This window comes from Pseudovibrio sp. Ad26 (assembly GCF_001623285.1).
GTDB lineage: Bacteria > Pseudomonadota > Alphaproteobacteria > Rhizobiales > Stappiaceae > Pseudovibrio > Pseudovibrio ascidiaceicola.
This window is the reverse complement of record NZ_LMCE01000088.1, coordinates 304,280-324,162: the sequence shown is the minus strand read 5'-3', so window position 1 is coordinate 324,162 and position 19,883 is coordinate 304,280. Positions and strand designations below refer to the sequence as shown.

General features: G+C 51.9%; 19 protein-coding genes. 4 read left to right on the top strand and 15 right to left on the bottom strand.

The genetic code is table 11. The annotated features are described in order from the left end of the window. Positions 1-84 precede the first annotated feature (84 nt). Positions 85-618 carry an inosine/xanthosine triphosphatase gene (gene yjjX / locus PsAD26_RS18700; RefSeq protein ID WP_063311637.1) on the top strand — a complete coding sequence of 178 codons (534 nt, stop codon included), beginning with the start codon at positions 85-87 and terminating at the stop codon, positions 616-618. Between the two features lie 108 nt (positions 619-726). Here yjjX and parC read toward each other — a convergent pair whose 3' ends face one another. After that, positions 727-2,979, bottom strand: a complete 2,253-nt coding sequence (parC, locus tag PsAD26_RS18695) for a DNA topoisomerase IV subunit A (RefSeq protein WP_063311636.1) — start codon at positions 2,977-2,979, stop codon at positions 727-729. A 369-nt stretch (positions 2,980-3,348) separates the two neighbouring features. On the opposite strand from parC, the gene PsAD26_RS18690 reads away from it, so the two are divergent. Then, positions 3,349-3,666, top strand: coding sequence for a hypothetical protein (locus tag PsAD26_RS18690; RefSeq protein WP_063311635.1), 318 nt, complete (start codon positions 3,349-3,351; stop codon positions 3,664-3,666). 21 nt (positions 3,667-3,687) lie between these two features. Here PsAD26_RS18690 and recO read toward each other — a convergent pair whose 3' ends face one another. The 9 genes from recO to rpoZ all read right to left on the bottom strand — a co-directional run bounded on the left by recO (position 3,688) and on the right by rpoZ (position 11,745). Further along, complete coding sequence (recO, locus tag PsAD26_RS18685) at positions 3,688-4,443, bottom strand: DNA repair protein RecO (protein ID WP_063311634.1); 756 nt, start codon at positions 4,441-4,443, stop codon at positions 3,688-3,690. Positions 4,444-4,506: 63 nt separating this feature from the next. After that, positions 4,507-5,427, bottom strand: a complete 921-nt coding sequence (gene era / locus PsAD26_RS18680; protein WP_063311768.1) for a GTPase Era — start codon at positions 5,425-5,427, stop codon at positions 4,507-4,509. A 46-nt stretch (positions 5,428-5,473) separates the two neighbouring features. Then, positions 5,474-6,181: a ribonuclease III gene (gene rnc / locus PsAD26_RS18675; RefSeq protein WP_057464278.1), complete on the bottom strand. Its 708-nt coding sequence runs from the start codon at positions 6,179-6,181 to the stop codon at positions 5,474-5,476. A 141-nt stretch (positions 6,182-6,322) separates the two neighbouring features. After that, positions 6,323-7,078, bottom strand: a complete 756-nt coding sequence (lepB, locus tag PsAD26_RS18670; RefSeq protein WP_063311633.1) for a signal peptidase I — start codon at positions 7,076-7,078, stop codon at positions 6,323-6,325. A gap of 139 nt (positions 7,079-7,217) precedes the next feature. Then, entirely contained in the window at positions 7,218-7,637 is a 420-nt protein-coding gene (gene acpS, locus PsAD26_RS18665) for a holo-ACP synthase (RefSeq protein WP_063311632.1), read from the bottom strand. Between the two features lie 152 nt (positions 7,638-7,789). Beyond that, positions 7,790-8,374 carry a DUF2062 domain-containing protein gene (locus PsAD26_RS18660; protein ID WP_063311631.1) on the bottom strand — a complete coding sequence of 195 codons (585 nt, stop codon included), beginning with the start codon at positions 8,372-8,374 and terminating at the stop codon, positions 7,790-7,792. 24 nt (positions 8,375-8,398) lie between these two features. Beyond that, a complete protein-coding gene (locus PsAD26_RS18655) occupies positions 8,399-8,992 on the bottom strand; it encodes a hypothetical protein (RefSeq protein WP_063311630.1) in 594 nt (197 codons plus the stop codon). A 24-nt stretch (positions 8,993-9,016) separates the two neighbouring features. Further along, on the bottom strand, positions 9,017-11,254 hold the full coding sequence (locus tag PsAD26_RS18650) for a bifunctional (p)ppGpp synthetase/guanosine-3',5'-bis(diphosphate) 3'-pyrophosphohydrolase (RefSeq protein WP_063311629.1): 2,238 nt from the start codon (positions 11,252-11,254) through the stop codon (positions 9,017-9,019). 95 nt (positions 11,255-11,349) lie between these two features. Next, the gene (gene rpoZ, locus PsAD26_RS18645; RefSeq protein WP_057464283.1) at positions 11,350-11,745 is read right to left on the bottom strand and encodes a DNA-directed RNA polymerase subunit omega; all 396 of its coding nucleotides are present in this window, start codon (positions 11,743-11,745) and stop codon (positions 11,350-11,352) included. A gap of 823 nt (positions 11,746-12,568) precedes the next feature. Here rpoZ and PsAD26_RS18635 point away from each other — a divergent pair. Beyond that, positions 12,569-13,153, top strand: coding sequence for an NYN domain-containing protein (locus PsAD26_RS18635; RefSeq protein WP_057464284.1), 585 nt, complete (start codon positions 12,569-12,571; stop codon positions 13,151-13,153). Beyond that, the gene (locus tag PsAD26_RS18630; protein ID WP_208985758.1) at positions 13,140-13,811 is read left to right on the top strand and encodes a uracil-DNA glycosylase; all 672 of its coding nucleotides are present in this window, start codon (positions 13,140-13,142) and stop codon (positions 13,809-13,811) included. Before PsAD26_RS18635 ends, PsAD26_RS18630 begins: the two co-directional genes overlap by 14 nt. 16 nt (positions 13,812-13,827) lie before the next feature. Here PsAD26_RS18630 and PsAD26_RS18625 read toward each other — a convergent pair whose 3' ends face one another. The 5 genes from PsAD26_RS18625 to hemB form a co-directional block, all read right to left on the bottom strand. Beyond that, on the bottom strand, positions 13,828-14,574 hold the full coding sequence (locus PsAD26_RS18625; RefSeq protein ID WP_063289211.1) for an arginyltransferase: 747 nt from the start codon (positions 14,572-14,574) through the stop codon (positions 13,828-13,830). Positions 14,575-14,612: 38 nt separating this feature from the next. Beyond that, the gene (locus PsAD26_RS18620; RefSeq protein WP_057464287.1) at positions 14,613-16,445 is read right to left on the bottom strand and encodes an SLC13 family permease; all 1,833 of its coding nucleotides are present in this window, start codon (positions 16,443-16,445) and stop codon (positions 14,613-14,615) included. An 83-nt stretch (positions 16,446-16,528) separates the two neighbouring features. After that, a complete protein-coding gene (locus PsAD26_RS18615) occupies positions 16,529-17,038 on the bottom strand; it encodes an RDD family protein (RefSeq protein WP_063311626.1) in 510 nt (169 codons plus the stop codon). A gap of 199 nt (positions 17,039-17,237) precedes the next feature. Continuing rightward, complete coding sequence (locus tag PsAD26_RS18610; protein WP_063311625.1) at positions 17,238-18,479, bottom strand: threonine ammonia-lyase; 1,242 nt, start codon at positions 18,477-18,479, stop codon at positions 17,238-17,240. Positions 18,480-18,513: 34 nt separating this feature from the next. Continuing rightward, positions 18,514-19,542, bottom strand: coding sequence for a porphobilinogen synthase (gene hemB / locus PsAD26_RS18605; RefSeq protein ID WP_063311624.1), 1,029 nt, complete (start codon positions 19,540-19,542; stop codon positions 18,514-18,516). Between the last annotated feature and the right edge of the window lie 341 nt (positions 19,543-19,883).

The following is a 19,883-nucleotide window of genomic DNA, read 5'->3' as shown; positions in this document are numbered from 1 at the left end:
GCCTTTGCTTGTGTGTGCTTCGATGTCTGTTTCACTTTGCTCAAAGTGTAGGCTAAAGAGCCTTGATTGTTCTGGAGTTATTGAATGAAAGTCGTTGTTGCCTCTCAAAATCCGGTCAAGGTGAATGCGACGCTTGAGGCGTTTAGAGCTCAGTTTCCAGCTGATGACATTGAGCTGGTTTCTGCAGGTGTTCCTTCTAGTGTTTCTGATCAGCCCATGGGTGATGAGGAAACACGTCAGGGTGCTGTTCAACGTGCGGAAAATGCGTTGGATGCTGTGGCTGATGCGGACTTTGGTGTGGGGCTGGAAGGTGGCATTTGTGAGCTGCACGGCATTGCCTACACGTTTGCATGGATGGTTGTGATATCACGGGAAGGACAGGTTTCAGCGAGCCGTTCCATGCTGCTGCCGTTGCCAGAGAAAGTTATGCAATTGGTGCGCTCTGGGATGGAACTCGGGCACGCTATTGACGAGGTCTTTGGGACAGAGAATATCAAGCACAAGGGCGGGGCATTTGGGTTGTTGACGAGTGATCGTATGACGCGGCAGTCGGTCTATGTAGATACGCTCTTTTGTGCGCTACTACCGTTCAGATCTCCAGCATTTAGAGATGCTTAGCAGGTGTTGTTGAGAGGTAGATTCATCTGAAACGAAAAACAGAGCCCTTGAGGCTCTGTTTTTGTAGGTACTAGGTAGATTGCGCAGAATTAGATTCTGATTATCGCTTTAACCTGTTGAACTTCCATCGAATTTGTTGGTTCTCGGGAAGCCGTTTGGTGGTAGGCGTCCGGCTTGGCCGCGGTCGCCGCGCCAGTCCTGCATTTCTTCCAGAGTGCGCTTGAAGGTGCGACCGGACGCATCTGTCCATGTCAGGCCTTCTTCTGAGCTGAAGGTCTTGATATCGGAAATGCCGCCATCTCTGTAGCGCTGCAGGCGAACACCACGACCACGCGTCATGACTGCGATTTGCGCAAGCGGGAACGTGAGGAGTTTTCTGTTGTGGCCAATGACCGCGACATAGTCTCCCATAGCCGGAACGCACAGGACAGCCTTTGCCGGAGCTGTCACGTTGAGCACCTGTTTCCCTTTGCGGGTGTTGGCGATCACATCCTTTTCCTGAACCACAAAACCATATGCTCCATCGGTGCACATGAGGAGTTTGCGCTCAGGGTCATGTACGAAAGCACTGATGATTTCTTGCGTCTCATCCATATCTAGCATCAGGCGGATCGGTTCACCATGGCCGCGGCCACCTGGTAGCTTATCTGCGCCGAGGGTATAGAATTTACCACCACTGGTGAAGATCAGGATCTTGCTGGTGGTTTCTGCATGGAAGGACAGGTGCAGCTGATCGCCTTGCTTGAAGGTGAGAGTGCTGACGTCCTGTACATGGCCCTTAAGTGTTCTGATCCAGCCTTTTTCTGAGATAACAACCGTGATCGGTTCTTTCTCAATCATGGCCTGGTGGATCTCTTCCAGATCGTGGTCCGTTGCGGTGCTGAAGTCTGTTCTACGCTTACCGATTTCTGTCTCAGGGCCATAGGCCTTGCCGATCTCGCCGACTTGTTTGGAAACGCGGTTCCACTGTTTCTTGTCGGAGGCGAGGAGAGCTTCCAGACCTGATTTTTCTTTAGAGAGTTTGTCGTGTTCTTTCCTGATCTCGAACTCTTCGAGCTTGCGCAAGGAGCGCAGGCGCATGTTCAAGATGGCTTCCGCCTGAACGTCGGTCAGCTTAAACGCGCGAATGAGAGACGCCTTGGCATCATCTTCTTCGCGGATGATGCGGATGACTTCATCAATGTTCAGGTAGGCAATGAGGTAGCCTTCCAGAACTTCAAGACGGTGGTTGATCTGGTCAAGTCTGTGATTGGAGCGTCGGACCAGGACTTCTTTCTGGTGCTCGAGCCACTCCTGCAGGACTTCCTTCAGGTTCATGACCTTTGGAACAACGCCTTTGGACAGAACGTTCATGTTCAGCGAGAATCTGTTTTCCAGATCCGTCAGCTTGAAAAGGGAGGCCATGAGGAGTTCAGGGTCAACGTTTTTGTTGCGTGGCACCAGAACCACGCGCACGTCTTCAGCGGACTCATCGCGAACATCATCCAGCAACGGCAGTTTGCGTGCCATGAGGAGTTCTGCGATTTTTTCGATCAGACGGGACTTCTGAACGACGTATGGAATCTCTGTGACAACGATGTTGTAGGTGCCGCGTTGTCCATCCTCTTTGTGCCATTTCGCACGTGTCCGGAAGCTGCCGCGGCCAGTCTTGTAGGCTTCTACAATGGAGCCCTGATCGTTGACAATTGTGCCGCCGGTTGGGAAATCCGGGCCCTTGATGTGCTCAAGGAGCTCTTCAATTTCCGCATCTGGTTTGGAAATCAGAAGCTGGCAGGCGTTGCAGAGCTCATAGGCATTGTGTGGGGGGATGGATGTTGCCATGCCCACTGCGATGCCTGTGGAGCCGTTTGCCAGAAGGTTCGGGAAGTTGCCGGGAAGAACGACTGGTTCGGAATCCAGACCGTCGTAGGTTTCACGGAAGTCGACAGCGTTCTCGTTGAGGCCATCCAGAATACGGGTGGCCACGTCGGTCATGCGGGCTTCGGTGTAACGCATCGCAGCGGCGCTATCGCCGTCGATGTTACCGAAGTTGCCCTGACCATCCACCATCGGATAGCGAACGGAGAAATCCTGTGCGAGACGGACAAGTGCGTCGTAAATGGCGGCATCACCGTGCGGGTGATATTTACCCATGACGTCACCGACAACACGCGCACACTTCTTGAAGCCCTGATTTGGATCGAGCTTTAAGAGGCGCATGCCATACAGAATCCGTCGGTGCACCGGCTTCAGGCCATCGCGTACATCTGGCAGTGCGCGATGCATGATGGTTGTCAGAGCGTAGCTGAGGTAACGCTCTTCCAGTGCATCTTTAAGATTGATTGTTTCCGGGCCATCATGGCCGATCACTTCCTGTCCCATGACACTTGGTTATCGTTCTTGGCTTGTTCTGTCCATGCTAACGCACCGTTCTACCTATGAAATCCTCAGAAAACAGCGCTTTTTCAAGGTTTAGTCCTGTGTAGCGATCATGCGTTTTGCGACTCACTGCGGTGATTACTTAGAGTGCGTTGCATTCGTTGGTATTCACGCATCTTGTTCTAACATTTTTGGTGGCGTGAGTTCTCACCCATCAGCTGCAGATAGCAGAGGCAACAGGTGGTTTCGATTAATGCTCGGATTTGCAGCGGTGGTTTAAGCCGACCTGATTTTTGCTCGTCTATCCTGGAGAGTGCACATGGCAGGATGTTGTCGCTGTTTGGGAGATAACGTGTTGAGTGATCGGAGGTTATGGTGAGGAAACAAAGCTTGGCGTTGAAAGGCTTTATTGCGGTGTTTGGGGTCGTGGCAATCACGGCTTGCAGCCATGCTGCGGATCATGGAGGACCAGCTCCCGGTACACCTGGACAGCAAGTGCCATCTTTGGAAGGTGCTGAGCAGAGCGCGGTAGTTGAGGCGCCCGGTGTGCTTCGCAGTTGGTATCAACCTCCACCTGAGGATCAGCACCCTTATGTGCCACCGCCCAAGAAGCGTTATATTCCTCTGGGAGGTGACAGTACTGGTCCGGTGATTGTTTTACCGGGTGGTAATGGGCCGCAATCTGATTGAAGGGTTTAATGGTCGCCAGCGTCAGTCAGAGAAGTCTGAGAAGTCTTTTTTGAGTGCGGTTACATAGTTGTCTCGCGCGGGAGGCCACGCAATGCTGCGTGGCTCATAGATGTATTTGAACAGGAAGTAGCCGGTGAGCGAGAACCCTGCTTCCATATCTCCCTGTGAAATCTGAATGTTTTGGGAGAGCCGCGATTGAGGTGCTTTCAGGAACTCTGGCAGTGTCAGCAGTTTGGCGGCGTAGGGTTGCCCGGCTGTTTTGCAGACTGCACGGCCTGACTTGGGGGAGACCCAATTCAGTTCCTCTGTGACACCAGTGGCGGCGCATTCTGAAAGGTCCAGACCGAAGCCGAGCTCGTTGAGCAGCTCCAACTCAAAACGGAGCACGAGTGCTGCACCAATTCGAGGGTCTTCCAGATGATCGAGAATGACGTCCAGCGCGTGAAACAGATTGGGGTGTGGATCGCGCTCGGGAAGAAGGCGGACTTGCGCGCACAGGCTTTGCAGGCCGTGAATGGCTCTTGCAGTTTGCATGAGGTGGGCGGCGCGTAATTGCAGGGGCTCAACTGTGAAGAAGCCCAGATGTTCATCCAACCTCGCGCGCCAGGTAAGGTTGAGATGATTACCCAGCTGCAGGGCAGGTTGCTGGCGACGTGATCTGCCGCCGCGCACCAAGCCCAGGCAGCGGCCTTTGTCCGGTGTCAGAACTTCAAGCAGGATGTTGTTTTCACCCTGCTTGCGCGTTCCAATGACGATGCCTTCTGCCTGCCACTGCATAATTGTGCTCATTAAGCGCAGCGTATCCTTGTCCGAAAACCGGATCCGCTTTTCGGGGATACGCTAGTGTGGGAAGTCCAATCCCATGTTGCGATAGCGTTCTGGATCATCGGACCAGTTTTCACGCACTTTCACAAACACAAAGAGATGGATTGTGGTCTCAAAGGCTTCTGTCAGCTCTTCACGTGCCGCTTTTGAGATTGCTTTGATGGTCTGACCGTTCTTGCCCAGCACAATTGACTTTTGACTGTCGCGTTCAACGAAGATTGTCTGCTCGATACGGATGGAGCCATCTTTCTTATCTTCCCACTTATCGGTCTCGACAGTGGAGATGTAAGGGAGCTCTTCATGAAGGCGCAGGTAAAGCTTCTCGCGGGTGATCTCAGCAGCCAACATACGCAGTGGGATGTCGGAGGCCTGATCTTCCGGATAGAGCCATGGGCCTTTGGGCATCTGCTCAGCAAAGTACTTCAGGATGTCCTTTGTACCGGAACCGTTGATAGCAGATACCATGAAGGTCTGATCAAACTTGGTGTACTCGTTGGCTTTTGCCGCAAGTGCCAGAAGTTGATCGCGCTTGGTGATGTCGATCTTGTTGAGGATCAGAACTTTCGGGAGTTTGATGTGCTCCAGTTCGTTCAAAATACGCTCTACAGATTCATTGATGCCTTTCTTGGCGTCGATGAGAACGGCAACGACGTCAGCGTCCTTGGCTCCGCCCCATGCTGTGTCGACCATTGCGCGGTCAAGACGGCGTTTCGGGCGGAAGATGCCTGGTGTGTCAACGAAGATAACCTGGCTGTCGTCTTCAATCGCAACACCGCGAACGATTGCGCGTGTTGTCTGCACCTTGTGGGTGACGATTGAAACCTTCGTGCCAACCAACTGGTTCAGCAGCGTCGACTTGCCCGCATTTGGCGCGCCAATCAACGCGACAAAGCCAGCGCGTGTGTTTTCGTTGAGTTTGCCGAGGTTGAAGTTCATACCCTCTGGCAGGTCATTGTTGTTGTTTTCGTCGTTCATTTAAGACCTATTCGCTCCACACGCCTTCGCGGCGCAGGATGTTCTCGGCAGCGGACTGTTCTGCAATGCGCTTTGAGCTTCCGACGGCTTCGCCGGGACCAACGCCTTCCACATTCACGCGGATCTTGAAGATCGGGGCATGGTCTGGGCCGCTGCGAGAGACTGTTTCGTATAACGGAGTAGGGCGTCCTTTGGACTGTGCCCACTCCTGAAGAGTTGTTTTGGCATCTCGCAATGGACCTGTGTAAGACACCATTCTTACAGCAAAATAGCGTTTGATGAAGCTCTCGGCTTCGTCAAATCCGCTATCAAGGTAAATTGCTGCAATCAGGCTCTCGCACATGTCTGCAAGAATTGCTGTTTTAGATCGTCCACCAGTATGTGCTTCAGCTTCGCCGACGCGCATATGCTGGCCAATGTCGATGACCTTGGAAACTTCAGCGCATGTCTCGCGCTTTACAAGTTGGTTCAGGCGCCGAGCAAGTTCCCCTTCATCTGCTTTAGGGAAATTTTCTTCCAGCATCGTCGCAATTGCAAGGCCGAGCACTCGATCGCCCAAAAACTCAAGGCGCTGGTAGCTCTGTAGGGAAGCCTTTGCAACCGGAAGGGCACTGGCATGCGTCAAAGCACGAACAAGGAGTTCCTTGTTCGTGAACTTGTAGCCGATGCGCTCTTCCAGAGCTGCGTCTGATACCGGTCTTTTTCTTCTGCTCATAATTCCGGCTAATTCCTTCAAAGACTGCTTTGCAGACTTTCTGAAGCAGTTTGTGTCACTAACTGTATCACTCAAACTGCTTCAAGTGTGGTTGGGCGTAGTTTTTTCCGAAAACCGGAGACCATTTGCAGGCGCTACGCTTTAGAGTACGTCGCCAAGGCGATCCCAGCGAACTGTCCAAGGCCATTTCCAGAACATCCATGCAGGCTGGTCATCTTCAATAGAGAAGAAGATGATTTCAGCACGGCCGATGAAATTCTCGAACGGCACGTAGCCCACTTCGGAAAGAACGCGGCTGTCTTGCGAATTATCCCGATTATCGCCCATCATGAAATAGCGATCTGCTGGTACGTGATAAACGGGAGTGTTGTCCAGAGAGCCATTGGTCGTGATATCAAGGGTCTGGTAGCTTATGCCATTTGGCAGTGTTTCGATATAACGCGGGATTTTATGAATGTTCCCATAAACGTCTTTTTCGATGTAATCGTCAATGCGCTTGCGCTCAACAGCATTGCCATTGATGTGCAAGATGCCATTGATCATCTGAACTTCATCGCCAGGCAAGCCAATCACACGCTTGATATAATCGGTGGAGTTGTCTTTTGGCAGTTTGAAAACGGCAATGTCACCGCGCTCTGGAGGTGAACTCCAGACACGTCCATCAAATGGTGCCAGCCCAAATGGGAAGGAGTACTTAGAATAGCCATAGCTGTACTTAGAGACGAACAGGTAGTCGCCAATCAGCAAAGTATCTTTCATGGAGCCCGAAGGAATAAAAAATGGCTGAAAAAGAAATGTTCTAACAACCAGAGCGAGTAGCAGAGCTTGAGCGATGACCTTAATGGTCTCATATACGCTGCCTTCCTGCTCCTTTTCTTTGGATTGGCTCATGTTCATCCTTCGTGGTAAGAGAATACTCGCTTGGCCCGATGCCCATCACTTAATTAGTGCGAGTCAGTCTCCTGACAATAATATTCACATAGGTGGATCTCTTAGCGGTTCAAGGCCGCTTCTGCAATCCAGTTCATTTACGTTTTCACGGCTCTAGACCGGGCCAGTCCTCTGGCCAAGCCGAAATAACGACAAATGCCTGTGCCAGCGGGTAATCATCCGTAATTGTAAGGTCAATTCGTGGCACAAAGCCTTTTGGCACAAGTTTATCCAGTCTTTCTTTCGCGCCGCCGGACAGATGCAGGGTCGGTTTGCCGCTTGGCAGGTTAACGACGCCCATTTCTTTCCAGGCAACGCCCATGGAGAGACCTGTGCCCAAGGCCTTGGAGCAGGCTTCTTTGGCCGCAAAGCGCTTTGCATAGGTTGCAGCCTTGTTGGCGCGACCTTCTGCTTTTGCCCGTTCAACATCCGTGAAGACGCGCTTTGTAAAGCGATCAGGAAAACGGGAGAGTGTTTTCTCTATTCTTCGAATGTCGCTCAGATCACTGCCAATGCCAATAATCATCTCTGCCTCGTTGTGTGACGGATATATTGGCGCGTGAACGTGAAACTCACAAGCCTTCAGAGTAAGTTGTTCAAGTACAATGCTTTTTGAGGAAACGACTTTCGCTTCCTGCTTGTCTGCTCATTGTGCAGCTGCCGGTCTGGCAGTCTGTGCTATTTTTCCTGAGCAGTTTTTTTGCTTTTCGTTGCCAGCTTTCTTTTCAAGCGAAAGCGGTGAGCTCTGGCTTTTTGATAGGTGGAGACTGAGCCAAGAACAACAAAATAGAAAAAGACGCCTGCGGCCAGTCCAAGTGGGATTGAGCCAATCAGCATTGGTTTGAGGATTGGCCAGATTGAATCCAGAGACTGGGATAGCATGGAATGGTCCAGCTTACCGCCCAGATCCGGAAGAGGTTTGTCTTCCAGATCCATAATATAGAGGCCAACCTTATAGGTGCTGGCCCAGATAAACGGGAAGGTGAGCGGGTTACCCACTGCCGTGCCTAAAGCTGCAGCGAGCATGTTGCCGCGCAAGATATAGGCCAAGACAAAGCTGAGAATAAAATGGAAACCGAGGAATGGCGTAAAAGAAGCAGCGGCGCCTGCGGCAAAGCCTGCTGCAATCTTTCTTGGGCTAGCTGAAAGACGCAAAACCCGTTTTGTTAAGTACCTGAAAGAGCGAGACCAACTGTGGCGCGGCCAAACAGCCACGCGGATACGTTCTATTCTTGTTGGTTTATCCCGCCGTTTAAAAATCATTTCGGTTCAAGTACTTTGCTCATTTCAATCGCGCCAGTTAAACGGCTCGACCGGGGTTGTTTCTATAGCCGGTATCTCAGCGAGTTCTTTTGGTACATTCTCGGCTGCATACACCGGCAGTTTTAAAGGAGCAAGAGATATTAGCGGTACTCCTAAGTCCGTATCGTCAAGACTCCTGTCGATAAAACAACCAATACCTACGGTGTTAATGCTCAGTGACTGCAGCGCATCAATTGTGGAAAGACATAGGTGACCTGTTCCTACAACATCCTGAACTATAAATACATTTGACTTTGGAGGGATGGTCGCAGGGCCGGTCGTGAGATAGCCGCCTTCGCGACGTAACCATAGGGCACTCTTCTGCATGATTCTTGCAGTTTGAAGCCCAACGATCAACCCGCCTAAGCTGGGGGCAACGAAATGGGAGAAGTTGAGGAGCTGGTTGGCGGCGATTTTCTTCACCAGTTCGGAGGCGAGGGTTTCGACCTTATCCGGGTACTCCAGCAGCTTTTGTCGTTGCAGGTAAGCTGAGCCGTGCCAGCCTGAAGGAAGGATGAAGTGGCCTTCCTTCAGAGCTTTTGTTTCTCTGAAAACGTCCAGGACTGCGTTGGGGCCCATGGGTTTTCCTCTTTTTATCAGCGGCTAGCCGTTCACCCTTTGCGCTTCTGAGACATTGGGTTTGGCACGCAGCTGGTTCAGGATCAGATTCAGGTGCTTCAAATCCCATACCTCAAGATCAATTAGCATCTCGTGAAAATCGGAGGCTTTGCGGATCATTTTGATATTATCAATGTTACCGCGATGGTCGCCGATGACCTTGGTGATTGCTGCCAGTGAGCCTGGTTCATTGACGGCGAAGACGCTGATCTGTGCTGGGAAACGCTCCGGTGCATTGGGGTCGATGTCCCAGCGCACGTCGAGCCAACGCTCGGGTTGATCGTCGAATTCTTTCAGGTCCGGTGATTGGATCGGGTAGATTGTGATGCCAACGCCCGGTGTCAGAATGCCAACAATTCGGTCACCCGGAACTGCGCCGCCACTCGGGGCAAAGCGCACAGGGAGTGAGCCGGACACACTAGTGCGGATCGGCAGAGAGCCGTTCTTGGAACTCTCCTGAGATCCTTCCGGAATCTTGAACTTGACTGAGCTGCCTTTGTCCAGATCGAACCAGCCCTCTGAGGCTGAGCCTGCTGCGGGTGGTGCACTTGGGTTGCGGTCAGCTGTTTGTGCTGGTGCGTAGTCTGGATAAGCAACTTCCAGAATTGCGCTTGCCTGTACATCCCCGCGCCCAACAGCGACGAGCAAGTCGAGCGTGGTTTCCATGTTGAACTTCTTGATGTGCGCTTCAAGAGCGGCTTCGTCGAAGTCCTTGCCTGCATGGGAGAAGGCACGTTCGAGGATGTGTTTGCCAAGTCCGCCATATTGTTGGCGTGCGGAGGCTTTGGTTGCCTTGCGAATTGCAGAGCGTGCCTTGCCTGTGACAGCAATGTTCTCCCAGGCCGGAGGAGGGGTCTGCGCTTGTGAGCGGACGACGTCAACTTCATCGCCGTTGGTCAGCTCAGTGACCAGAGAGGAGATGCGTCCGTTAATTTTACAGCCCACACACGTGTTGCCGATATCCGTGTGAACGGCGTAGGCGAAATCGATTGGTGTTGCTCCGCGTGGCAATGCGATCAGGCGGCCTTTTGGTGTGAAGCAGAAGACTTGGTCGTGGAAGAGCTCAAGCTTGGTGTGTTCAAGGAATTCTTCCGGGGACTCCCCTTGTGCTAACAGGTCAATAGTGCCGCGCAACCAGCCGTAGGCGCGGGATTCAGCAGTCATGGACTGAATGTTGCGGCCACCGGTAACTCCGTCTTTGTAGAGCGCGTGTGCCGCGATGCCGTTTTCAGCGATGCGGTGCATGGCTTGGGTGCGGATCTGCAGCTCTACACGCTGACGTTTCGGCCCAACCACGGTCGTGTGTATGGAGCGATAGTCGTTCTGTTTTGGAGTAGAGATATAATCTTTGAACCGGCCCGGTACGCATGGCCATGCTGTGTGGATGACTCCAAGGACGCGGTAGCAATCTTCCGGGGTTGGCACGATTGCACGGAAACCGTAGATATCTGAAAGCTGTTCGAAGCCGAGAGATTTTTCTTCCATCTTGCGGAAGATGGAGTAGGCGCGTTTTTCGCGGCCGCTGATCTTGGCTGTGATGCCTTGTTCGGCGAGGCGTTGCGTCAGGTCCTCTTCAATGTCTGTGATCAGGCTCTCGTTCTTGCCATGCAGGGTCGCGAGACGCTCACGAATTGTATCGCGGGCATCCGGGTAGAGTGTCTCGAAAGAGATGTCTTCCAGCTCATCGCGAATGTCCTGCATACCCATGCGGCCCGCGAGAGGTGCATAGATTTCCATGGTCTCTTCAGCGATACGGAGCCGTTTGTCTTCACGCATGTGGTGAAGTGTGCGCATGTTGTGCAGGCGGTCAGCCAACTTCACGAGGAGGACGCGCACATCGTCCGCAATCGCCAGCAGGAGCTTGCGGAAGTTCTCGGCCTGTTTTGCTTTTCTGGAAACCAGATCCAGACGCTGGATCTTTGTAAGTCCCTCTACGAGCTTGCCGATCTCTTCGCCAAACATGCGATCAATTTCCGCACGTGTGGCATCGGTGTCCTCAATGGTGTCGTGAAGCAGTGCGACAGCAATGGTTGCGTCGTCAAGCTTCAGATCCGTGAGGATTGCGGCAACTTCAAGAGGGTGGGAAATATAAGGATCCCCAGAAGCGCGGGTCTGGGTACCATGCTTTTGCATGGCATAAACATATGCCTTGTTGAGCAGTGCTTCATCCGCATTGGGATTGTAGCTGGTTACTTTCTCAACAAGTTCGTATTGACGCATCATTTTCGGGCGGCCGCTTCACTTTAAAAATAAGCTAGGGCCGGACCAGAAAATGCGAGGCGCCGGCCCGGCCGACGCCGACATCTTGCAGAGGGCGATTAGTAGTCGTCGGAACGTTCCGGCGGCACCAAGCCTTCAAGCCCCTTGAGCAGGTCTTCTTCAGTAATGCTGTCAAATTCTACTTCTGAATCATCAACGGCATTGATCTGAAGTTGCTGTGGGTCACTTGGAACCATTGGAGCTGTTTCAGCTTCTGGTTCATCAACTTCAACGAACTTCTGTAGTGAGTGGATGAGATCTTCTTTAAGATCTTCAGGGCTCACAGTTTCTTCAGCAATCTCGCGAAGTGCGCAGACCGGATTTTTATCATTGTCGCGGTCGATTGTAAGTGGAGAACCACTTGAAATCATCCGGGCGCGATGGCTGGCAAGTAGAACCAGCTCGAACCGGTTTTCAACCTTGTCGACGCAATCTTCGACGGTCACACGTGCCATTCGATCACTCCATAATATTTGGGAATTCAGAGGCCACTCATAGAATGCTTCTTGTTGCAAGGCAAGGGCCGTTTCTGCATTTTTTGTGCAACTCCTTTACATCTTATTATGAGAGGAGCGTTTTTCCATCTTTCTGCTGCTTAAGATTAGGCCATAGAAAAATTGGGGCTTTAGGTCTATCGCGCATGATTTTAATTTAAATACTATTGTGAAGAGATGTTTTAGTGTGCAGTGCTGTGCCGGATTAGTTTTTTATTACTACTTCTTCTGGGGGAATGAATTTTCAAATCTGCAACTCCTGAATGCTATTCAAGATCTGAATTGTACACTGGAATTGGAATAGATGAAAAAAAATAACATAAGAGATTAACCCATTTTCGGGCCTGGATATTCTTGGGATACCCAAGATCCGAAAAAACAAGGAAACCTTGTTTCTATTGGAACCTTTAGTATCTATATCCGGTGGTTTGTTTCTAAGCTCACTTGGATCTATAATATAAACTGGGAATATTTGGTGGGTTCCTGTTAATTTATGCAAGATGACATCTGTAAATTTCATTCATCTTGTTTTAGTTTCTGGCCGGTGAATCGAACCGCATTGGTCCAATATTAACTAGGCCAATGCAATATATATGCTGAGGGGCAAGGTTTTATGTTTGTCCGTAACGAATGCGTATTCGATTTAACGTAGAGTGCAACCGGGTCAATTAGAATGGCATACATTCTAGGCATGTCACGACAGCAAACAGGCATGCCCAGAAAGTGATTGCTTATAACAAGTTACTGACTTACGCGTCTGTGCAGCGGAAAGGCTAAAAATAATATGTTTGATCCCCGCGAAAAGATTGCTTTATTCATTGATGGAGCGAACCTTTATTCGACGGCGAAAGCTATTGGCTTCGATATCGATTACAAGCGTCTCTTGAAAGAATTCCAATCAAAGGGCTACCTGCTACGCGCTTACTATTACACAGCGTTGGTGGAAGAGCAGGAGTATTCCTCCATTCGACCTCTGATCGATTGGCTGGACTACAATGGCTACAAAGTTGTTACCAAACCTGTAAAGGAATTCGTGGATTCTGCAGGACGTCGCAAAATTAAGGGCAATATGGACATCGAGCTGGCTGTAGACGCCATGCAGCTGATTGATCATGTTGACCATATTGTACTGTTCTCTGGTGATGGTGACTTCCGTTCTCTGGTTGAGGCGCTGCAGCGTCGTGGCCGTAAGGTTTCTGTTGTTTCTACACTTCAGACACAACCTCCAATGATTGCTGATGACCTGCGCCGTCAGGCTGATCACTTCATTGAATTGTCTACGCTGATGCAGCGTGTTGGACGTGACCCAAGCGAACGTCCACCTCGTGTTGAAGAAGAGGATGATGAGATCGGAGATGACGACTACTAAGGTTCGTCACGGTATCGAAAGTTTGCAGAAGCCGGGGAGAGAGTGTGCACTCTGTTCCCGGCTTGTTGCGTATAGGGAGGAGTTGCGCGCGCTTCATCCTGACTGGCACAATGCGCCAGTGCTGGATTTCGGTCCGGTTGATGCCTCTCTTATTGTTGTTGGGTTGGCGCCTGGGCATAAAGGGGGGAACCGTACAGGTATTCCATTCTTTGGTGATTTTTCAGGTGAGATGCTGAATGGTGCGCTGACGGTGAGTGGTTTTGCTGCTTACAAGAATGAGGCGGAGCCTGAACTTGGGATAGAGCCGATTGATGTGCGCATTACCAATGTGGTGAAATGTATGCCGCCGAAGAATGCGCCTAAGCCTGCTGAGATCCGGATGTGTCGCGAATTCTTTCTGGATTCTCTGTTGGTTAGTGATGCTACGAGGGCTGTTGTGGCTGTGGGGCGGACGGCACATGAAGAGCTGCTCAAAGCCTTTGAGTTGAGGCTTCGTGACTATCCTTTTGCGCATGCTAGCGAAATTCAGCTTACGCCTTCTCTCAGAATGTTTTCCAGCTTCCATTGTTCGCAGTACAACGTAAACACGCGGCGCATTACTGCTGAAGAGTTTACGTCGGTGTTCCTGCGCGTTCAGGGCTATCTGAAATCCCTCTAGATTTGAGAGGGGGATATCATTTCTGCTTTTCCCAGCCTTGTGCACCAAGGTGCTCTTGTGGCTTGAAGCGTTCTTTGTAAGTCATTTTTGGAGAACCCTGAACCCAGTATCCCAAGTATACGTAGGGCAGACCAAGGTGCTGTGCACGGGCAATGTGTTCCAGAATCATATAGGTGCCGAGGCTTCTGGTGGTCTCGTTATGGTCGAAGAACGAGTAGACCATGGACAGGCCGTCGCAAAGGCGATCTGTTAATGCAACGCCAATCAGCGGTCCTTCGCCTTCGCCGGATATGAAGGAGTTTGGGCCTCTGCGCCGGTATTCAATGAGGGCTGTCTCTACGTGTGTATCTTCCACCATCATGGAATAGTCGGTTGGGGACATCTCTGTCATGCCGCCGTTGGTGTGGCGGGCACTTAAGTATTCATGGAACAGATCGTATTGCTCTGTTGATGGGCCGGGTGGAAGTTCTGTTCCGATCAGATCCTGATTGTCTTTCCAGACACGCTTCAAAGACTTCGTCCATTGAAACTCTTGTGCGCAGACGCGGATTGAAACGCAGGCGCGGCAGTCTTCGCAGGCTGGGCGATAGGCGATGTTTTGCGAGCGGCGGAAGCCGCCTTGTGTGAGGACATCATTGAGCGCAGGGGCGTTGGGCCCGACAAGATGCGTGAAGACTTTACGTTCTTTACGATCTGGCAGGTAGGGGCAGTCCGTAGGGGCAGTCAGATAAAACTGCGGGTTATCATAGGCTTGCCGTGTCACCTAGAGCGTCCCTTTCTCTTATTTATCCTCTTTTCGCCTTACAGATTATAATAGTAAGGAGCGACAATTGAGAAGGTCAACCATATGATTATGGCAAGAGGTGTGCCGGCGAAGAGAAAATCTGAGAAACGGTAGTGACCTGGACCCATTACAATGAGGTTTGTCTGATAGCCGATTGGTGTTGCAAATGAGCAGTTTGCTGCAAAAATCAGGCAGACGATGAAGGGTTCTACGGGCACGCCTGTCCTGTGTGCCATCTCGATTGCGATGGGCGTGAAGAGCACCGCTGTAGCGTTGTTGCTTAGTAAGTTGGTTAAAACCGCAACAACGGCAAAGAGAAGCGAGAGGACAAAGGCTGGAGATCTGCCGTCAGCAATGTTGAGCAATGTCTGTGCAATGGCATTATCACCCCCCGTCGCTTCCAGAGCGAGGGAGGCGGCAATGGAGGCGCCGATCAGCATGAATATTCGGCTGTCGATCGTGCGGAGTGTCTGGCGGATGTTGAGGCAACCGCACATGATCATGGCGAGGGTTGCTGCGATTGATGCCACCACAATTGGCACGACACCAGACACTGCTAAGGTGATCATGGCGACGAAGATTGCCAATGCGCGACGGGCATATTGTCGTTGTGGCAATTCGGTTGCGGACCAGTCCATGAGCAGAACATCGCGGTTTCCGCGCAGGCGGTTGATCTCTTCCCGGTTACCGGCAATCAGCAAAACATCCCCAGATTCCATACGGATATCGGTCATTGGCATGCGTGGCATACGGCTGCGACGCTGTAATCCGGTGACAACACAGCCGGTGTCGGCGTGGAAACTTGTCATGGAGAGCGTGCGGCCAATCAGGCGGGAGCCGGGCGCAATAACTGCTTCTGCAAGAGTGAGCGTGCCGGATGGAGAGGCGTGTTCTGCTTCGCTGGTCGGGCTCTCGTTTGCATCTGCCGGAAGGAGTGGGTGGCGTTGGCTAATAGCGCGGGTGAGGGTGTCACGAGTTGCGGCAACAATTACTGTATCGCCGGGCTGCAGCTGAACATCTTCAAAGGGCGGCAGGAGCGGGCGTTCGCCGCGCTGGATCAGGCGAACCGTCATTTCCTTAAGCGCTGGGAACATGCCTGCAACGGCCTTTTCACCCACCAGTGGATGACCGTAAACTATTGGAATCTGTGCAATGAACTGGCGCCCATCCTTGCCAGTGAACTCCTCTGCCATGGTCTGGCGAGGCTTGAGCAGACGCGGCAAAATCACCAAAACATAAACAGCACCGACGGCAGCCAGAATGGAGCCAAATGCGGTGAAGGTGAAGAAGTTGATGCGGACTTCGCCGGTTGCGTTGGCGACATTGGCTACGAGCAGGTTGGTGGAGGAGCCGATCATCGTTGTCATGCCGCCCAGGATCGTAATGAACGAGAGGGGCATGAGAAAACGAGAGGAAGAGGTGTTATGCGCAGCTGCGACGGTGGTCAAAATTGGTAGCGTGATGACAACAACGGGTGTGTTGTTCAAAAATGCGCTGACGATGCCCACGGTGAGAAGAAGGGGGCCGGTTGCCAGCCAGCGGCGCTGTTTTGATATGCGCAGGATTGCCTGAGCGGGCTTGTCGAGGGCGTCTGTCTGGAAGAGGCCTTGGCCGACAATCAGCAAGCAGATCACTGTGATCAGCGCTTGATTGGAAAAGCCGGAGAGAAAGTCCTCCGGCCTGATTGGCGTTCCATTCAATGTCTGGGGGAAAACCATGAACAGCAGCATGAGGGCAACAATAGAGCCCAGTGCTACGATTTCGATGGCGATGCGTTCGAGCGCATAAAGGATAATCGTGAATCCGATGATCGCAAAGGTCAGGATCATCGGTATGTTCAGGTTCTCCATGCGCGTCCCCGCTCGTGCTACACTTTCACACGTTATTAGAGGGTCCAGGCAGGTTCGTCACTGCACGTTGCATCATTGGTTTGTTATCGATGCAGACTATCCACCGGGGAATTCATAATAACGGCACCAAGCACGATATCATGGAGCAGGCGCTTTTGGTCACTAAACAATGAGACTATGAGGACAAAAGGGCTGAGTATTGTTACTGAGAAATAAAAGAGCAGGACGTGGATTGCTGCATAGAGCGGATAGGGACGGCCGCCGTTGCTAAGGCGCATTTCCAAGCCAAACGCACGCATACCTGGTGTTGCCGAGTTAAACCCACCCAGTGAAAACGCAGTGTAGGCTAGGGCAACAAGTGGCCAGATTGCAGGGAATAACAGCCATGCAAGGCCGAGTGTCAGGATGCCGAGGAAGCCGACGACAAAGTAAGCGATGCCGGAAAGAACGGTGATCGCGATAATATCGATGATGCACGCAAAGATCCGTTTTTTCCGCACACCGTCAAACAGCTGAGGATTAAGATAGGGATCATAATAGATGTTCGGGTGCGCGCTCACTTCTTGGCTCATTTCTGCCTCTGTCAGGTTCAACTGTGCTGGGGCATTCCCCAGCGTCTCTCAGTAGAATTGGGTGTGCTATTTTCAAGTTTCAAGCGGGGGTAGCAAACTATTTTTGTAGAATCCGGCAAAGAGAGGATAATTTTGCGCGACTTGTCATGCGAGCGTCTGCGCGAACGCGGTGTTCGGCGCAGATGCTGATTTCAATTGCAGTTAGCGAGTGGGGATATCCCTAGAAGCGCATCTCGCCGGAAGACAGGTGGGAGACGTGGATATCTCCGGCTTCTAGTGCGGCGATAATTTCCTTCGCATGCTGGTTGTCGCGGGTCTCAATGGCCACGTCCAACGTTGCGCCTTTAACGGAAACGTCGAGGAAGAGGCGATGGTGAGACACTTCCAGAATGTTGCCGCCCAACTGACCGATCGTTGTCGAGATTTCGCCAAGGATGCCAGGGCGATCCGGGATGTTACAGCGGATATGTATAATGTTGCCAAGGCGCACAAGCTGGCGCAGGGCGATGGATGCCAGCAGACGTGGATTGATGTTGCCTCCGCAGAGGACAAGTCCAACTTTTTTGCCTTTAAATCGCTCTGGGTGGGCGCACATGGCGGCAAGGCCAGCAGCACCAGCACCTTCAGCCACTGTTTTCAGGCGGGTGAGGAAGATATTGATGGCTTCTTCGATCTGGCTTTCGCTGACAAGTAGAATGTCATCGACGTATTGCTTAGCCAGTTGTTGGGTATATGTGCCGGGTACTTTAACCGCGATGCCTTCTGCCAGAGAGTTGCCGCCACATTCCATTGGCTGGTTGCGCAGAGCGGCATACATGGACGGGTAGAGCTCACTCTCCACGCCGATGATCTCGATATCCGGCTTGATTGCTTTGGCTGCAACTGCGATGCCAGAGATCATGCCACCGCCGCCAACTGGAACGATCAGCATGTCCAGATCTGGCTGGTCCTTCAGCATTTCAAGAGCGATTGTGCCTTGTCCTGCGATGACTTCCAGATCATCAAACGGGTGCACCCAGATATAGCCGTGTTCTTCAGAAAGGCGGTCGGCTTCTTGCTTGGCATCGTCGACAGTTTCACCAGCGAGGACGACTTTTGCGCCATAGGCTTTGGTTGCTTCAACTTTCACATAAGGCGTGCCGTTGGGCATGACGATGAGTGCAGGGATGCCAAGGCGTTGTGCATGAAGAGCCACAGCTTGTGCGTGGTTGCCGGCGGACATGGCAATCACGCCGCGGCTCTTTTCTTCTTCTGTCAGGTGCAGCAGCTTGTTCAGGGCGCCGCGTTCTTTGAAAGCGTTGGTGGCCTGCATGTTTTCGTATTTGACGAAAACAGTGGCGCCAGTGATGGCATCCAGTTGAGCGGCAGGCAGGAGCGGTGTTGATATCACCGCGCCCTTGATGTTGTTTGCAGCCTCTTCAATCTTTGAAAGGGTGAGAAGAGGTGAGGCCACCTTTGGCATGTTTTGTTCTCGCAGGTGTCTTGTTTTACGGGCTTTATTTGCCGTTTAGCTTTTTCGCAAGTTCAGGTGCAAAGTAGGTTAAGACACCATCTGCACCGGCACGCTTAAACGCCATCAGGCTTTCCAGCATGGCCTTGTCCTTGTCCATCCAGCCGTTTTGCGCTGCTGCGCAGATCATGGAGTATTCGCCGGAGACCTGATAGGCGTAGGTTGGTGCAAGGAAGGCGTCTTTGATGCGGCGGAGAATATCAAGGTAAGGCATTCCCGGCTTCACCATGATCATGTCTGCGCCTTCATCCAGATCCAGCTCAGCTTCTTTCAGCGCTTCATCTGTGTTGGCCGGGTCCATCTGGTAGGTGCGTTTGTCACCCTTCAGGTTAGAGTTGGAGCCAACAGCGTCGCGGAACGGACCATAGAAGGCAGAGGCGTACTTTGCTGAGTAGGCCATGATCTGCAGGTTTTCGAAGTTGTTATTGTCCAGTGCATAGCGGATTGCACCGATGCGACCATCCATCATGTCAGAAGGGGCGATGATGTCGGAGCCAGCTTCTGCCTGTATAAGCGCCTGACGACAGAGCTGATCTACGGTTTCGTCATTGATGATCTTGTCGCCTGCCATCAGGCCGTCGTGGCCGTGAGAGGTGTAAGGATCCAGCGCAACGTCTGTCATCAGGCCAACGGGGAAGCCTTCTGCCTTGATGGCTTGCAGTGCGCGGCAGGTCAGGTTGCTGTCGTTCAGCGCTTCGGTGCCCATTTCATCGCGCAAGTCAGGGTCAGTGTTTGGAAACAGTGCCATAACCGGAATGCCAAGTTCTGCGGCCTGCTCAGCGGCGCGCACTGCCATATCGACAGAATAGCGCTCAACGCCTGGCATGGAGGTGACTGGTTCGGTTTTCTTTTCGCCATCAATCAGGAAGATTGGCCAGATCAGATCGTCTGTGGTGATTGTGTTTTCGCGGATCAAACGACGGGACCAATCGCTGTGACGATTGCGACGCATTCGGCGGCCGTTCAAAATCTGGTTCATGTCTACGGAAGAATGCGATTCATTGGCAAACGGCATGGTAACTCACCTGAATGACTTGTTGTGTGGCGTCTTTAGCTCTGAGAGCGTCGGTTTACTCAAAACTACTAGGGCATTTGATGTCAGATAGCACGGGGAGTTTGCTTGATGAAACTCAAATTCTTTTTGTGTTCCAGAGGTTCTTTAGAATCGCGGGAAGGTTTTCGCTTTCAGAGCAATTAATTCGGTGGACGACAGACTTATCCTCTCAGCTAATCGGAGGTGCGAGGGGAACAAGCGGGGAATCACTCGCGGAAAATAGCTTTGTGCGATTTGTTGCGTTGGTTTGAAAGCTTTGCGTTTTTGGAACGTTGCTGTGTACGGGACGCTGTTTTGACTGA

What these genes read in the sequence shown, in the direction of transcription:
- PsAD26_RS18690 (WP_063311635.1), top strand. Translation starts at nt 3,349, where the DNA reads ATGGTGAGGAAACAAAGCTTGGCGTTGAAAGGCTTTATTGCGGTGTTT.
- recO (WP_063311634.1), bottom strand. Translation starts at nt 4,443, where the DNA reads ATGCAGTGGCAGGCAGAAGGCATCGTCATTGGAACGCGCAAGCAGGGT.
- parC (WP_063311636.1), bottom strand. Translation starts at nt 2,979, where the DNA reads ATGGGACAGGAAGTGATCGGCCATGATGGCCCGGAAACAATCAATCTT.
- hemB (WP_063311624.1), bottom strand. Translation starts at nt 19,542, where the DNA reads ATGCCGTTTGCCAATGAATCGCATTCTTCCGTAGACATGAACCAGATT.
- PsAD26_RS18660 (WP_063311631.1), bottom strand. Translation starts at nt 8,374, where the DNA reads ATGATTTTTAAACGGCGGGATAAACCAACAAGAATAGAACGTATCCGC.
- PsAD26_RS18630 (WP_208985758.1), top strand. Translation starts at nt 13,140, where the DNA reads ATGACGACTACTAAGGTTCGTCACGGTATCGAAAGTTTGCAGAAGCCG.
- PsAD26_RS18650 (WP_063311629.1), bottom strand. Translation starts at nt 11,254, where the DNA reads ATGATGCGTCAATACGAACTTGTTGAGAAAGTAACCAGCTACAATCCC.
- PsAD26_RS18610 (WP_063311625.1), bottom strand. Translation starts at nt 18,479, where the DNA reads ATGCCAAAGGTGGCCTCACCTCTTCTCACCCTTTCAAAGATTGAAGAG.
- rnc (WP_057464278.1), bottom strand. Translation starts at nt 6,181, where the DNA reads ATGAGCAGAAGAAAAAGACCGGTATCAGACGCAGCTCTGGAAGAGCGC.
- PsAD26_RS18620 (WP_057464287.1), bottom strand. Translation starts at nt 16,445, where the DNA reads ATGGAGAACCTGAACATACCGATGATCCTGACCTTTGCGATCATCGGA.
- rpoZ (WP_057464283.1), bottom strand. Translation starts at nt 11,745, where the DNA reads ATGGCACGTGTGACCGTCGAAGATTGCGTCGACAAGGTTGAAAACCGG.
- PsAD26_RS18655 (WP_063311630.1), bottom strand. Translation starts at nt 8,992, where the DNA reads ATGGGCCCCAACGCAGTCCTGGACGTTTTCAGAGAAACAAAAGCTCTG.
- era (WP_063311768.1), bottom strand. Translation starts at nt 5,427, where the DNA reads ATGAACTTCAACCTCGGCAAACTCAACGAAAACACACGCGCTGGCTTT.
- PsAD26_RS18635 (WP_057464284.1), top strand. Translation starts at nt 12,569, where the DNA reads ATGTTTGATCCCCGCGAAAAGATTGCTTTATTCATTGATGGAGCGAAC.
- yjjX (WP_063311637.1), top strand. Translation starts at nt 85, where the DNA reads ATGAAAGTCGTTGTTGCCTCTCAAAATCCGGTCAAGGTGAATGCGACG.
- acpS (WP_063311632.1), bottom strand. Translation starts at nt 7,637, where the DNA reads ATGATTATTGGCATTGGCAGTGATCTGAGCGACATTCGAAGAATAGAG.
- lepB (WP_063311633.1), bottom strand. Translation starts at nt 7,078, where the DNA reads ATGAACATGAGCCAATCCAAAGAAAAGGAGCAGGAAGGCAGCGTATAT.